The organism is Dryocola sharpae, from assembly GCF_051307055.1.
Lineage (GTDB): Bacteria > Pseudomonadota > Gammaproteobacteria > Enterobacterales > Enterobacteriaceae > Dryocola.
This window is the reverse complement of the sequence record NZ_CP149994.1, coordinates 1,711,453-1,724,166: the sequence shown is the minus strand read 5'-3', so window position 1 is coordinate 1,724,166 and position 12,714 is coordinate 1,711,453. Positions and strand designations below refer to the sequence as shown.

The 12,714-nt window shown below is 54.5% G+C and carries 16 protein-coding genes; 12 read left to right on the top strand and 4 right to left on the bottom strand.

Annotated elements, in window-relative coordinates:
- Positions 1 to 48: 48 nt before the first annotated feature.
- A complete protein-coding gene (locus WLO31_RS08235; protein ID WP_435929974.1) occupies positions 49 to 402 on the bottom strand; it encodes a hypothetical protein in 354 nt (117 codons plus the stop codon).
- A gap of 171 nt (positions 403 to 573) precedes the next feature.
- On the opposite strand from WLO31_RS08235, the gene WLO31_RS08230 reads away from it, so the two are divergent.
- Positions 574 to 711 (top strand): hypothetical protein, encoded by a 138-nt coding sequence (locus WLO31_RS08230; protein WP_435929973.1) that lies wholly within the window; start codon positions 574 to 576, stop codon positions 709 to 711.
- Between the two features lie 12 nt (positions 712 to 723).
- Positions 724 to 1,035, top strand: coding sequence for a DUF4236 domain-containing protein (locus tag WLO31_RS08225; protein ID WP_435929972.1), 312 nt, complete (start codon positions 724 to 726; stop codon positions 1,033 to 1,035).
- Between the two features lie 102 nt (positions 1,036 to 1,137).
- Here the strand turns inward: WLO31_RS08225 and WLO31_RS08220 are convergent, their stop codons facing one another.
- The 3 genes from WLO31_RS08220 to icd all read right to left on the bottom strand — a co-directional run bounded on the left by WLO31_RS08220 (position 1,138) and on the right by icd (position 3,470).
- Positions 1,138 to 1,473 (bottom strand): transcriptional regulator, encoded by a 336-nt coding sequence (locus WLO31_RS08220; protein ID WP_435930556.1) that lies wholly within the window; start codon positions 1,471 to 1,473, stop codon positions 1,138 to 1,140.
- A gap of 52 nt (positions 1,474 to 1,525) precedes the next feature.
- Positions 1,526 to 1,765, bottom strand: coding sequence for a hypothetical protein (locus WLO31_RS08215; protein ID WP_435930554.1), 240 nt, complete (start codon positions 1,763 to 1,765; stop codon positions 1,526 to 1,528).
- Positions 1,766 to 2,219: 454 nt separating this feature from the next.
- On the bottom strand, positions 2,220 to 3,470 hold the full coding sequence (gene icd / locus WLO31_RS08210) for an NADP-dependent isocitrate dehydrogenase (RefSeq protein ID WP_435929971.1): 1,251 nt from the start codon (positions 3,468 to 3,470) through the stop codon (positions 2,220 to 2,222).
- Between the two features lie 103 nt (positions 3,471 to 3,573).
- Here icd and rluE point away from each other — a divergent pair, with 103 nt between their 5' ends.
- From rluE to WLO31_RS08160, 10 genes are all read left to right on the top strand, one after another.
- Positions 3,574 to 4,239, top strand: coding sequence for a 23S rRNA pseudouridine(2457) synthase RluE (gene rluE, locus WLO31_RS08205; RefSeq protein WP_435930553.1), 666 nt, complete (start codon positions 3,574 to 3,576; stop codon positions 4,237 to 4,239).
- On the top strand, positions 4,236 to 4,565 hold the full coding sequence (locus tag WLO31_RS08200; RefSeq protein ID WP_435929970.1) for a lysozyme inhibitor LprI family protein: 330 nt from the start codon (positions 4,236 to 4,238) through the stop codon (positions 4,563 to 4,565). Before rluE ends, WLO31_RS08200 begins: the two co-directional genes overlap by 4 nt.
- Before the next feature lie 8 nt (positions 4,566 to 4,573).
- Positions 4,574 to 5,023, top strand: coding sequence for an NUDIX domain-containing protein (locus WLO31_RS08195; RefSeq protein ID WP_435929969.1), 450 nt, complete (start codon positions 4,574 to 4,576; stop codon positions 5,021 to 5,023).
- Between the two features lie 66 nt (positions 5,024 to 5,089).
- Positions 5,090 to 6,196 carry a tRNA 2-thiouridine(34) synthase MnmA gene (mnmA, locus tag WLO31_RS08190; protein WP_435929968.1) on the top strand — a complete coding sequence of 369 codons (1,107 nt, stop codon included), beginning with the start codon at positions 5,090 to 5,092 and terminating at the stop codon, positions 6,194 to 6,196.
- Positions 6,197 to 6,219: 23 nt separating this feature from the next.
- Positions 6,220 to 6,849, top strand: a complete 630-nt coding sequence (hflD, locus tag WLO31_RS08185; protein WP_271127028.1) for a high frequency lysogenization protein HflD — start codon at positions 6,220 to 6,222, stop codon at positions 6,847 to 6,849.
- Between the two features lie 21 nt (positions 6,850 to 6,870).
- Positions 6,871 to 8,241 (top strand): adenylosuccinate lyase, encoded by a 1,371-nt coding sequence (gene purB / locus WLO31_RS08180; protein ID WP_435929967.1) that lies wholly within the window; start codon positions 6,871 to 6,873, stop codon positions 8,239 to 8,241.
- Positions 8,242 to 8,358: 117 nt separating this feature from the next.
- Positions 8,359 to 9,282, top strand: a complete 924-nt coding sequence (locus tag WLO31_RS08175) for a DUF7916 family protein (protein WP_435930552.1) — start codon at positions 8,359 to 8,361, stop codon at positions 9,280 to 9,282.
- Positions 9,283 to 9,375: 93 nt separating this feature from the next.
- Positions 9,376 to 10,047 (top strand): two-component system response regulator PhoP, encoded by a 672-nt coding sequence (phoP, locus tag WLO31_RS08170; RefSeq protein WP_435929966.1) that lies wholly within the window; start codon positions 9,376 to 9,378, stop codon positions 10,045 to 10,047.
- A 2-nt stretch (positions 10,048 to 10,049) separates the two neighbouring features.
- Positions 10,050 to 11,510, top strand: coding sequence for a two-component system sensor histidine kinase PhoQ (phoQ, locus tag WLO31_RS08165; protein ID WP_435929965.1), 1,461 nt, complete (start codon positions 10,050 to 10,052; stop codon positions 11,508 to 11,510).
- 72 nt (positions 11,511 to 11,582) lie between these two features.
- Complete coding sequence (locus tag WLO31_RS08160; protein WP_435929964.1) at positions 11,583 to 12,704, top strand: JmjC domain-containing protein; 1,122 nt, start codon at positions 11,583 to 11,585, stop codon at positions 12,702 to 12,704.
- Positions 12,705 to 12,714 lie beyond the last annotated feature (10 nt).

Sequence of the window (12,714 nt, the reverse complement as noted above, 5' to 3'; positions counted from 1 at the left end):
ACGCGAAAAAAAGCCACCTTGAGGTAGCCTGATTTAACGCTTTAAGTATTAGTTGTTTTCACAGCCTCTTTGGGACTTATCGATAATCTGCGTTCCTTCAACGCGATACCCAAAAGTACCAAACACAAATGCATGATTAAGCTGATAGATAACTACATCACTAAGGCCAACGGCACATTTATCTTTCTCAATAGCGCGATCCATAGCAGTTTTTACGCTCGGAATGCCAAGTGGAAAAATGACAATCGGCGCTTTATCTTCGCCAATTACGCGCTGGCCTTTCTCAAACCTGGCAGCGTTAAGATTGTAATTTTTAGTACTACCAACCGTCATGTCAGCGACGCGAACAGTACAACCAGACAACAGCAAAACCCCAAGCGCTAAAGCAACTACTTTCTTCATTTTATATTTCCATTGACTGCAATCGGAAATATCTTAACATCATCCATTCGATACACAATAACAAACCCTACGATTAGGTGCGCTGATGATTTACCAGAGATTGACTGAGAATAATCAGAAGCATGAACTGTACAAGCCTTACACGATTGTTAATTCAGAAGAGGTGTAAATATGAAAAAGATCGCCATTTTAGCGTTATTCGCTATCGCTTTTGCTTTTACCACTTCGGCAATAGCTTGCCCTAAAGGCCAGCATCCTCATGGCGGAACCGGATCGCATCATAAAGGTGGTTACTGTTCTTTTGATTAAGGAGCAGTTCTAATGGGCTTTCGTCTAAGAAAACGCATCCAGATCGCACTAGGTGTCAGCATTAACATCAGCAAAAGTGGAGTCAGCGCTTCTCCTGGTGGAAAAGGGGCAACGGTAAATATCGGGAAGAAAGGCATTCGCAGTACGGTTAGCACTCCTGGAGCAGGAATATCTCATACCAATCAGCTAGCTAAATTTCAACCAACGGCTCAGAGTGAAGATGCAGCAAAGCAAACCTGTGTGACCGGCGCGCCCTTTTCACAGCTCCTTAAACTGATGATGCTGATTACCTTCATTGCATGGCTATGTGGCGCTTTCAAGTAAAGACTCATAAGAGTGTGCCGATTCGGAAAGCAAAAACCCGCCGGGTGACGGGTTAATAGAGTCCTTCTGATGTGGTCCGCAATGAGCCTTGCTACCAGAACATCAAGCAACTTTAGGCTCAAACTTAGTCATGAATTTCTGCTTTACCTGAATATCGAAATCAGTGAATAGCGCGACGGGTTTTACCCCTCTACCCTGCTTTTCCAGTCTAACAAAGCCGCGTGAGCTAAGCGTTTTTAGCGTCACTGATAAGTTACTTTTTTTACGTCCGGACATACCAGCTAATTCAGTGATTGTTTCAGGTTTTTGCTTATCCATCAGTCTGAGCAAATCTATATTTTCATTGCTAAGAACCTGAGCTAACGCATTTACTGACGTGAACCAAACGCTGGGCTCTCCCGACTCAGGCTTATACTCACCCTTGACGATAGCTAGCATCCTGTGACGGATGTGCTCTTCAGGCATAACACCAATAAGAGCTTTCATAGACTCAACCTCTTTTTTCTCGTTGCTCAATGACTTCATCACATTTGTTAAAGAAATCTTCGATAAGCTGCGCTGCAGACAAAAACTCGTATGGGTAACCCTTGTCATAAGGAGTACGATGCAGATGGTCATACACCATTCTGCCGGCGTAACTTCCCTTTTTGGGCATCTTGATGCCGTGAGCATTATCCATCCCAAACACTCGAGTATTATGTTTGTCATGAAGCGTTAAGCTATAGCGTATGCCATGTGGAATGTAAGTTGATGGCTTAACTTCCCAGACCTCTACTTTCCACTAATAACCATCATCTCGATACACCGTCGATCCGTGTAGTGAAAGCAAATAGTCTAAACCGACGTCTCTTTCCATAAGGCTTTCCGCTATTGTTATGACCCAATCATAACTTTAATAACAATGAAGTCAAACTTTGACGAACGAATACAACTTCCCCACATGGTTCTTGCAGGATAAAACGGGTAGTAATGCGGTTATCCCACTATCCCTACGCTGCGATATATTGGCTGGATTTTAAAGGGCGGGCAATTACAGCGGCAAGGACTGGTTTACTATCGCTGTTTGACGTTTTCGGGATGGGGTTTTGATAACTTGTTTTGATAAAATTTTGATAACCGTTCCAAAGCGAATAATAAAAAACGGGAGCACAGAGCTCCCGTTATCACACAATCAGCAAAGCTGATTACATGTGTTCGATCATCGCGTCGCCAAACTCTGAACATTTCAGCAGCTTAGCGCCTTCCATCAGACGTTCAAAGTCATAGGTGACGGTTTTGGCGTTGATGGCGCCTTCCATACCTTTGACGATCAGGTCTGCGGCTTCGAACCATTCCATATGACGCAGCATCATTTCTGCGGACAGGATGATGGAGCCTGGGTTCACTTTATCCTGGCCTGCATATTTTGGCGCGGTGCCGTGGGTCGCTTCGAACAGCGCGCATTCGTCACCGATGTTAGCGCCAGGGGCGATACCGATACCGCCAACCTGCGCTGCCAGGGCGTCGGAGATGTAGTCGCCGTTCAGGTTCATACAGGCGATCACGTCGTATTCAGCAGGACGCAGCAGGATCTGCTGCAGGAACGCATCGGCGATCACGTCTTTCACCACGATCTCTTTGCCGGTATTTGGGTTTTTCAGCTTCACCCATGGGCCGCCGTCGATCAGCTCACCACCAAATTCTTCACGCGCCAGCTGGTAACCCCAGTCTTTAAAAGCGCCTTCGGTGAATTTCATGATGTTGCCTTTGTGCACCAGGGTTACGGAATCACGGTCGTTGGTGATGGCGTATTCGATGGCCGCGCGAACCAGGCGTTTGGTGCCCTCTTCGGAGCAAGGCTTGATGCCGATACCGCAATGTTCAGGGAAACGAATTTTCGTGACCTTCATTTCATCGCGCAGGAATTTAATCACTTTTTCAGCTTCGGCGCTGTCGGCTTTCCACTCGATGCCCGCATAGATATCTTCTGAGTTTTCACGGAAGATAACCATGTTGGTCAGCTCGGGGTGCTTAACCGGGCTAGGCGTGCCCTGGTAGTAACGCACCGGACGCAGACAAACGTACAGGTCAAGCTGCTGGCGCAGCGCAACGTTCAGAGAACGAATACCGCCGCCGACCGGGGTGGTCAGCGGGCCTTTGATGGCAACGCGGTAGTCACGAATCAGGTCCAGAGTCTCTTCTGGCAGCCAGACATCCTGGCCATACAGTTGGGTAGATTTTTCGCCGGTATAGATTTCCATCCAGGAAATTTTCCGCTCGCCGTTATAGGCTTTTTGCACGGCGGCATCCACCACTTTGATCATGGCAGGCGTCACATCCACACCGATACCATCACCTTCAATGAAAGGGATGATCGGGTTGTGAGGAACGTTCAGTTTGCCATCTTGCAGGGTGATCTTTGTACCTTCCGCCGGAACAACTACTTTGCTTTCCATTAACCTCTCCTTCGAGCGCTTCTGTTTGTTAATGATTTGTAATATGCGTGTCAATACTACTTGAATATCAGGCCCGCGCCAATCACCGATGATTTCCGTTATAATGCGTGAATACCCGTCGTCTGAAAACACTATGAATAAAACATCTTTTAGAAATCACCCAGTTAAACGATTCAGCACCAAAAGGCCAGCTAAAAAGCCGGGCGCTGACGGACCGAAGCGGCTGGTTATCTTCAATAAACCGTACGATGTCCTGCCGCAGTTTACGGACGAAGCGGGACGCGGCACGCTGAAAGATTACATCCCGTTACAAGGAATTTATGCCGCCGGACGTTTAGACCGGGACAGCGAAGGCCTGCTGGTGCTTACCAACGATGGCGCGCTGCAGGCGCAGCTTACTCAGCCAGGCAAACGAACCGGCAAGATTTACTATGTGCAGGTAGAAGGCGAGCCAAAGGAAGAAGCGCTGGCTGCGCTGCGCGAGGGCGTGACGCTTAACGACGGTCCTACCCTGCCCGCCGGCGTCGAACTGGTTAACGAGCCGGAATGGCTGTGGCCGCGCAATCCGCCCATTCGCGAACGCAAAGCGATTCCCACCAGCTGGCTTAAAATCACCTTGTATGAAGGCCGTAATCGCCAGGTCCGCCGCATGACGGCGCACGTAGGCTATCCTACGCTACGTCTGATTCGCTTTGCGCTGGGAGAGTACACGCTGAACGGCCTCGATAACGGTCAATGGCGGGAAATCCCGCAGGAGAAAAGCAAATGAAACGCCTCATTTTAGCTCTCGCGTTACTGAGTCCCCTCGCCGCCGGCGCGGCAAGCTTTGACTGCCAGAAAGCCAGAGCGGCGGATGAGAAAGCTATCTGCTCCCACCTTTCCCTGAACGATAAAGACGTGGAAATGAGCACTAAATATCAGTTCCTGAAGGGGCTGCTGGCGATGGGAGGCCGCGGCGCCATTCAGGATGCCCAGCAGAGCTGGCTGAAAACGCGCCGGCAGTGCGGCGGCAAGGTAATCTGCCTGACCAAAGCCTACGATCGACGCCTGCAACAGCTGGATGCGATGTACGACAACATTAACAAGCCGCTTTAAGGATCCCCATGTTTAAACCGCACGTGACCGTGGCCTGCGTAGTACAGGCGCAGGGAAAATTTCTGGTCGTGGAAGAGACGATTAACGGCAAAGCGCTGTGGAACCAGCCTGCCGGTCACCTGGAGGCCGATGAAACGCTTACGGAAGCCGCAAGCCGCGAGCTTTATGAAGAGACGGGCATTCGCGCCGCGCCGCAAAGCTTTATCCGTATGCATCAGTGGATAGCGCCGGATAAGACGCCTTTCCTGCGTTTTCTCTTCGCCATCGATCTGGACGAGGAGCTTGTGACCACGCCGCACGACAGCGATATCGACCGCTGCCTGTGGCTGGATGCGCAACAAATTATTAACGCGACGAATCTACGCTCGCCGCTGGTCGCCGAGAGTATCCGCTGCTATCAGCAGGCTGAACGTTATCCCCTCGCGATGCTCGGCGCATTTAACTGGCCGTTTACTTAAGGGTGCCAGGGGCGGGGATGCGTGGTAGAATACGCCGCCTTTAAGTTCAATGTCGTGAGTTACTCCATGTCTGAAAGCCCAAAAAAAGTGATCGTCGGGATGTCCGGCGGTGTCGATTCCTCCGTTTCTGCTTACCTGCTGCAACAGCAGGGTTACAGGGTAGAAGGCCTGTTCATGAAGAACTGGGAAGAGGATGACGGCGAGGAGTACTGCACCGCAGCCGCCGATTTAGCGGATGCGCAGGCCGTATGCGACAAGCTCGGCATTGAGCTGCACACCGTTAACTTTGCTGCCGAATACTGGGATAACGTCTTTGAACACTTCCTGGAAGAGTACAAAGCCGGGCGCACGCCGAACCCGGATATCCTGTGCAACAAAGAGATCAAATTTAAAGCCTTCCTCGAATTCGCCGCTGAAGATTTAGGCGCCGATTACATCGCCACCGGCCACTACGTTAAGCGCGCGGATGTGGACGGCAAAAGCCAGCTGCTGCGCGGGCTGGACGGCAATAAAGACCAGAGCTATTTCCTCTACACCCTCGGTCATGAGCAGATTGCCCAGAGCCTCTTCCCGGTCGGCGAATTAGAAAAACCAGAAGTGCGTCGCATCGCCGAAGAGCTGGATCTCATCACCGCGAAGAAAAAAGACTCCACCGGCATCTGCTTTATCGGCGAGCGCAAGTTCCGCGAATTCCTGGGCCGCTATCTGCCCGCTCAGCCGGGCAAAATTGTTACGGTTGACGGCGAAACCATTGGCGAGCATCAGGGCCTGATGTACCACACCCTCGGCCAGCGTAAGGGCCTTGGCATCGGCGGTACCAAAGAAGGTAGCGAAGATCCGTGGTATGTCGTTGATAAAGACGTTGAGAACAATATTCTGGTGGTTGCCCAGGGACACGATCATCCGCGCCTGATGTCCGTTGGCCTGATTGCCCAGCAGCTACACTGGGTTGACCGCGAAACGCTCAGCGAACCGCTGGCCTGCACGGTGAAAACGCGTTATCGCCAGACAGATATTCCCTGCACCATCACCCCAATCGACGCCGATCGCATTGAAGTGCGTTTCGAAGAGCCGGTTGCGGCAGTCACCCCAGGCCAGTCCGCGGTATTTTACAGCGGTGAAGTCTGCCTGGGCGGCGGTGTTATTGAGCAGCGTTTGCCGCTCGCCGACTAACTTGCGGACAAGGATGCACCTCTGTGGCTAAGAATTATTACGATATTACTCTCGCGCTGGCAGGCATCTGCCAGTCCGCCCGACTGGTGCAACAGCTTGCGCATCAGGGGCACTGTGATACCGACGCGCTGCATGTCGCGCTTAACAGCGTTATCGATCTTAACCCTGGCTCCACGCTCGGCGTCTTTGGCGGCAGCGAAGCCAACCTGAAGTTAGGCCTGGAAACGCTGCTCGGCGTGCTCAACGCCAGCAATCGTCAGGGTCTGAACGCGGAGCTGACGCGTTACACCTTAAGCCTGATGGTGCTGGAGCGTAAGCTGCACGCCAGCAAAGGCGCGATGGACACGCTCGGATCACGCATTGCCGGTCTGCAACGCCAGCTTGAGCATTTCGATCTGGAATCCGACACGCTGCTTAGCGCGATGGCCGGTATTTATGTCGACGTAATCAGCCCGCTTGGGCCACGCATTCAGGTCACCGGCTCCCCCGCCGTGCTGCAAAGCCCGCAGGTGCAGAGCAAAGTTCGCGCCTCGCTGCTGGCCGGTATTCGCGCCGCCGTGCTGTGGCACCAGGTTGGCGGCGGCCGCCTGCAGCTAATGTTTTCCCGTAATCGCCTGTGCACGCAGGCAAAACAAATTCTTGCTCATTGTTAACCTCTTTCGGAGTTGTGACCTATGGAATTATCCTCACTGACCGCCGTTTCCCCCGTAGATGGACGCTACGGCGATAAAGTCAGCGCGCTGCGCGCTATTTTCAGCGAGTTTGGTTTGCTGAAATTTCGCGTACAGGTAGAAGTGCGCTGGCTGCAAAAATTAGCCGCCCACGCAGCGATCAGGGAAGTTCCTGCTTTTGACGCCGACGCAAACGGTTACCTTGATAAAATCGTCGCGCAGTTCAGTGAAGAAGACGCCGCGCGCATCAAAACCATTGAGCGCACCACCAACCACGATGTGAAAGCCGTTGAGTATTTCCTGAAGGAAAAGGTTGCGTCTATCCCTGCCCTGCACGCGGTCTCCGAGTTCATTCACTTCGCCTGCACCTCCGAGGATATCAATAACCTTTCCCACGCGCTGATGCTGGAAACGGCCCGTCAGGAAGTGGTGCTGCCGTACTGGCGTAAAATCATCGATGCGGTGAAAGAGCTGTCGGTGCAGTATCGCGATATCCCTCTGCTTTCCCGCACCCACGGCCAGCCGGCAACGCCGTCCACCATGGGTAAAGAGATGGCGAACGTGGCCTACCGTATGGAGCGCCAGTTCCGTCAGCTTGAGAAAGTGGAGATCCTCGGCAAGATCAACGGCGCGGTAGGCAACTATAACGCCCACATCGCCGCTTATCCGGAAGTGGACTGGCATCAGTTCAGCGAGGAGTTCGTCACCTCGCTGGGCATCCAGTGGAACCCGTACACCACGCAGATTGAGCCGCACGACTATATCGCCGAGCTGTTTGACTGCGTGGCGCGCTTCAACACCATCCTGATTGATTTCGATCGCGACGTATGGGGCTACATCGCCCTGAACCACTTTAAGCAAAAAACCATTGCCGGTGAAATCGGCTCTTCCACCATGCCGCATAAAGTTAACCCAATCGACTTCGAAAACTCCGAAGGCAACCTGGGCCTCTCTAACGCCATGCTGCAACATCTGGCGAGCAAGCTGCCGGTTTCCCGCTGGCAGCGCGACCTGACCGACTCCACCGTGCTGCGTAACCTTGGCGTGGGCATCGGCTATGCGCTGATCGCGTACCAGTCCACCCTGAAGGGCGTGAGCAAGCTGGAAGTGAACCGCGACCGCCTGCTGGACGAGCTGGATCACAACTGGGAAGTGCTGGCGGAGCCGATTCAGACCGTGATGCGCCGCTACGGCATCGAGAAACCATACGAGAAGCTCAAAGAGCTGACCCGCGGCAAGCGCGTGGATGCCGAAGGCATGAAGCAGTTCATCGACAGTCTGGAACTGCCGGAAGACGAGAAAACCCGGCTGAAGCAAATGACGCCGGCTAACTATCTCGGCCGCGCCATCACTATGGTTGACGAACTGAAGTAATAAAAAGCCCTCTCCCGCTGCGGGAGAGGGCAGCGCTGTTTCCCCGTCTGACTATGCCGCCCTTCGCAGGGATTTACTGGTATACAATGGATATACCATCAATCAGGGGAAATAATGATGAAACGCTATCTCGACTGCAGCGCCTCCGACCTCGCCAGTATCACCAAAGCCGATTTGCTCCACTCTCTTCGCGCCAGCGAAGGCCGCGTGCTGGTCAGCGAAACCATCGCCATCACCCAGCCCTTGCTCAATAACATCACCAACGCCGAGCTGGCCGCCAGCCAGGGCGCCGATATCCTTCTGCTGAATATGTTTGATGCGGCCCGGCCCCGCGTTGAAGGTCTACCCGCCGGTATCGCCCCTGAAGAGACGCTGCGGGAGCTGCAGCGCCTGACCGGGCGCGTCATCGGCGCGAACCTTGAAGCCATCGATCCGGACTTTGCCTCCGATCACGATGAGTTCTGGCAGATGACCGCCGGGCGAGCCGCCACGCCGGAAAACGCGCGCAGGCTGTACGAGCTCGGCGCACGGCTCGTCGTTCTGACCGGCAATCCCAATAACGGCATCAGCAACCAGGCCATCGCCCGTTCGCTGAAGCAAATTCATGATGAAGTCGGTGACAGGCTAGTACTGGTCGCCGGAAAAATGCACGGCGCGGGCATCGTGCGCGAAAGCGGCAGCCAGCTGATAAGCGAGCAGGATATCGCCCTCTTTGTTGAGAACGGGGCCGATATTGTCCTGCTTCCGGCGCCGGGAACCATTCCGGGCATGACGCAGGAAAAGGTCGCCTCTTTGATTGCCTTTACCCAACGGCAGGGAGCGCTGGCGATGACCGCCATCGGCACCTCGCAGGAAGGCGCCGACGTGCAGACCATCCGGCAAATCGCGCTGATGAGCAAAATGGCGGGCGCCGACCTTCACCATATTGGCGATACCGGCTTTCTGGGCATCGCCCTGCCGGAGAATATTTTTGCCTACAGCGTGGCAATTCGCGGCGTACGTCATACCTATTCCCGCATCGCCCGCTCGGTTAACCGCTAAAACCCGGCATCGCATCGTTTACCCGGGGTTTATCCCCGGTAAAGGATAATTAGCGTTAAACTTGCGATAACATTTTTATACTGAGGAAATGCGATGCGCGTTCTGGTTGTGGAAGATAACGCCCTTTTACGTCACCACTTAACGGTGCAGCTGCGCGAAACCGGCCATCAGGTCGATGCCGCCGAAGATGCCAGAGAGGCGGATTACTTCTTAAATGAGCACACGCCGGATATTGCCATTGTCGATCTCGGCCTGCCCGATGAAGACGGCATGAGCCTGATCCGCCGCTGGCGCAGCCATGACGTCACCATTCCTGTTCTCGTCTTAACCGCCCGTGAAGGCTGGCAGGATAAAGTCGAGGTGCTCGGTGCCGGGGCCGACGACTATGTGACTAAACCCTTTCATCTTGAGGAGGTTATCGCGCGCATGCAGGCGTTAATGCGCCGCAACAGCGGGCTTGCCTCGCAGCTGATTTCCCTGCCGCCCTTCCAGGTGGACCTGTCCCGGCGGGAACTCTCCATTAACGACACGCTTATTAAGCTCACCGCGTTTGAGTACACGATTATGGAGACCCTGATCCGCAACGCCGGGAAGGTGGTCAGCAAGGATTCGCTGATGCTGCAGCTCTACCCCGACGCGGAGCTGCGCGAAAGCCACACCATTGACGTGCTGATGGGCCGTCTGCGGAAGAAAATCCAGGCGGAATACGCTCAGGAGGTGATTACCACCGTGCGGGGCCAGGGCTACCGTTTCGACCTGCGCTAGCGATGAGTTTCTTACGCCACTTCTTTCCGCTCTCGCTGCGGGTACGCTTTTTACTGGCTACCGCCGCCGTGGTGCTGGTGCTGTCGCTCGCCTACGGCCTGGTGGCGCTGGTGGGCTACAGCGTCAGCTTCGATAAAACCACCTTCCGTTTGCTGCGCGGCGAAAGCAACCTGTTCTACACCCTCGCCACCCGCGTGGACGGAAAGATCAAAGTTGAAATACCGGAACATCTGAACCTGCAAAGCCCGACAATGGCGCTGATCTATGACGATCGCGGCAGCCTGCTGTGGGCACAGCGGGATATGCCGCAGCTCAGGCAGCAGATTAAAAAAGAGTGGCTTGGCTCGAACGGTTTTCACGAGCTGGAAGCGAATTTCGCCACCAGCCGCACCCTGCTGGGCAATGACAACTCTCTGCAGGCAAAACTGAAGGTTATTCACGAGGATGATGAAGACAACGAGATGACGCACTCGGTGGCCGTGAATCAGTATCCTGCCACCGCCAGCATGCCGGCGTTAACCATCGTGGTGGTCGATACCATTCCCATCGAACTGAAGCGTTCCTATAAGGTGTGGAGCTGGTTTATTTACGTGCTGCTCGCCAATTTGCTGCTGGTCATCCCGCTGCTGTGGGTCGCCGCCTGGTGGAGCCTGCGCCCTATCGAAGCGCTGGCAAAAGAGGTGCGCGAGCTGGAAAAACACGACCGCGACAGCCTTAATCCGGAAACGGCCCGCGAGATGATGAGCCTGGTCCGCAACCTGAACCGCCTGCTGCGCACAGAACGCGATCGTTATGATAAATACCGCACCACGCTGACTGACTTAACCCATAGCCTGAAAACGCCGCTGGCGGTGCTGCAAACCACTCTGCGCTCCCTGCGCACGCACAAGCTGGGCGTTGAGGAGGCCGAGCCGGTAATGCTTGAGCAAATCAGCCGTATCTCGCAGCAAATCGGCTATTACCTGCATCGCGCCAGCATGCGCGGCAACAGCGCTTTGCTCAGTCGCGAACTGCATTCGGTTGCCCCTTTGCTGGATAATCTCTGCTCGGCGCTCAACAAGGTTTACCAGCATAAAGGGGTGAACATCACCCTTGATATCTCGCCGGAAATCACCTTTATCGGCGAGAAAAACGACTTTATGGAAGTCATGGGCAACGTGCTGGATAACGCCTGTAAATACTGCCTGGAATTTGTGGAGATTTCCGCCTCGCAGTCGGACGATACCTTGCATTTATTTGTCGAAGACGACGGCCCCGGCATTCCCGAAAGCAAAAGAGCGATTGTTTTTGACCGCGGACAGCGCGCCGATACGCTGCGGCCGGGCCAGGGCGTCGGCCTGTCGGTGGCTCGCGAAATCGTCGGCCAGTACGACGGTGAGATCCTGCCGGACAGCAGCCATCTGGGCGGCGTGCGCATGGAAGTGATTTTTGCGCGCCAGCGTCCCGTCAGCGAAGAAGATTGAAAATACTCCCGTAAACGGCCGCCCCATCCGTTATAATCCGGACAGGTTCCTCCACCTGCCGGATAACAAAAAATGGAATACACCCTGGATTTAAACTGGCCCGATTTTATCGAGCGCTACTGGCAAAAACGCCCGGTAGTGTTAAAACGCGGCTTTAAGAATTTTATCGACCCCATCTCCCCGGATGAACTGGCAGGCCTTGCCATGGAAAACGAGGTAGACAGCCGCCTGGTGAGCCATCAGGACGGCAAATGGCAGGTCAGCCACGGTCCATTCCAGAGCTACGATCATTTAAGTGAAAACAACTGGTCGCTGCTGGTGCAGGCGGTGAACCACTGGCACGAGCAGAGCGCCAGCCTGATGCGCCCGTTCCGCGCCCTGCCCGACTGGCGGACTGACGACCTGATGATCTCTTTCTCGGTGCCCGGTGGCGGCGTTGGTCCGCATCTGGATCAGTACGACGTGTTTATCATTCAGGGCGTTGGCCGCCGCCGCTGGCGCGTGGGCGAGAAAGTGCCGATGAAGCAGCACTGCCCGCATCCGGATCTGCTCCAGGTTGAGCCGTTCGAAGCCATCATTGATGAAGAGTTAGAGCCGGGCGATATTCTCTATATTCCGCCAGGCTTCCCGCACGAAGGCTATTCCCTGGAAAACTCGATGAACTACTCCGTCGGGTTCCGCGCGCCAAGCGGCCGGGAGCTGATCAGCGGTTTCGCCGATTATGTATTGCAGCGCGAGCTGGGCAGTCACCGCTATACCGATCCGGATGTGCCTTCCCGCCAGAACCCGGCGGATATTCTGCCGGCAGAGCTCGATAAGCTGCGCGGAATAATGCTGGAGCTGGTTAATCAGCCGGAGCATTTCGAAGCCTGGTTTGGCGAGTTTATTACCCAGTCGCGCCACGAGCTTGATGTGGCCCCGCCTGAGCCGCCTTACCAGCCGGATGAAATCTACGATGCGATAAAACAGGGCGACTCGCTGACGCGTCTTGGCGGCCTGCGCGTGCTGCGCATTGCCAATGAGGTGTATGTCAACGGCGAGAAGATCGACAGCCCGCACCGTCCGGCGGTTGAAGCGCTGGCAAGCCACATCACGGTAAATGCCGAAGTTTTAGGGGACGCGCTGGAAGACCCTTCATTCCTGGCGATGCTGGCCGCGCTGGTTAACAGCGGGTACTGGTACTTCGAAGATTAATGCCTCTCCC

Coding starts and splice junctions, on each gene's coding strand:
- WLO31_RS08235 (WP_435929974.1), bottom strand. CDS start 402: ATGAAGAAAGTAGTTGCTTTAGCGCTTGGGGTTTTGCTGTTGTCTGGT.
- WLO31_RS08230 (WP_435929973.1), top strand. CDS start 574: ATGAAAAAGATCGCCATTTTAGCGTTATTCGCTATCGCTTTTGCTTTT.
- WLO31_RS08225 (WP_435929972.1), top strand. CDS start 724: ATGGGCTTTCGTCTAAGAAAACGCATCCAGATCGCACTAGGTGTCAGC.
- WLO31_RS08220 (WP_435930556.1), bottom strand. CDS start 1,473: ATGCTAGCTATCGTCAAGGGTGAGTATAAGCCTGAGTCGGGAGAGCCC.
- icd (WP_435929971.1), bottom strand. CDS start 3,470: ATGGAAAGCAAAGTAGTTGTTCCGGCGGAAGGTACAAAGATCACCCTG.
- rluE (WP_435930553.1), top strand. CDS start 3,574: ATGCGTGAATACCCGTCGTCTGAAAACACTATGAATAAAACATCTTTT.
- WLO31_RS08200 (WP_435929970.1), top strand. CDS start 4,236: ATGAAACGCCTCATTTTAGCTCTCGCGTTACTGAGTCCCCTCGCCGCC.
- WLO31_RS08195 (WP_435929969.1), top strand. CDS start 4,574: ATGTTTAAACCGCACGTGACCGTGGCCTGCGTAGTACAGGCGCAGGGA.
- mnmA (WP_435929968.1), top strand. CDS start 5,090: ATGTCTGAAAGCCCAAAAAAAGTGATCGTCGGGATGTCCGGCGGTGTC.
- purB (WP_435929967.1), top strand. CDS start 6,871: ATGGAATTATCCTCACTGACCGCCGTTTCCCCCGTAGATGGACGCTAC.
- WLO31_RS08175 (WP_435930552.1), top strand. CDS start 8,359: ATGAAACGCTATCTCGACTGCAGCGCCTCCGACCTCGCCAGTATCACC.
- phoP (WP_435929966.1), top strand. CDS start 9,376: ATGCGCGTTCTGGTTGTGGAAGATAACGCCCTTTTACGTCACCACTTA.
- phoQ (WP_435929965.1), top strand. CDS start 10,050: ATGAGTTTCTTACGCCACTTCTTTCCGCTCTCGCTGCGGGTACGCTTT.
- WLO31_RS08160 (WP_435929964.1), top strand. CDS start 11,583: ATGGAATACACCCTGGATTTAAACTGGCCCGATTTTATCGAGCGCTAC.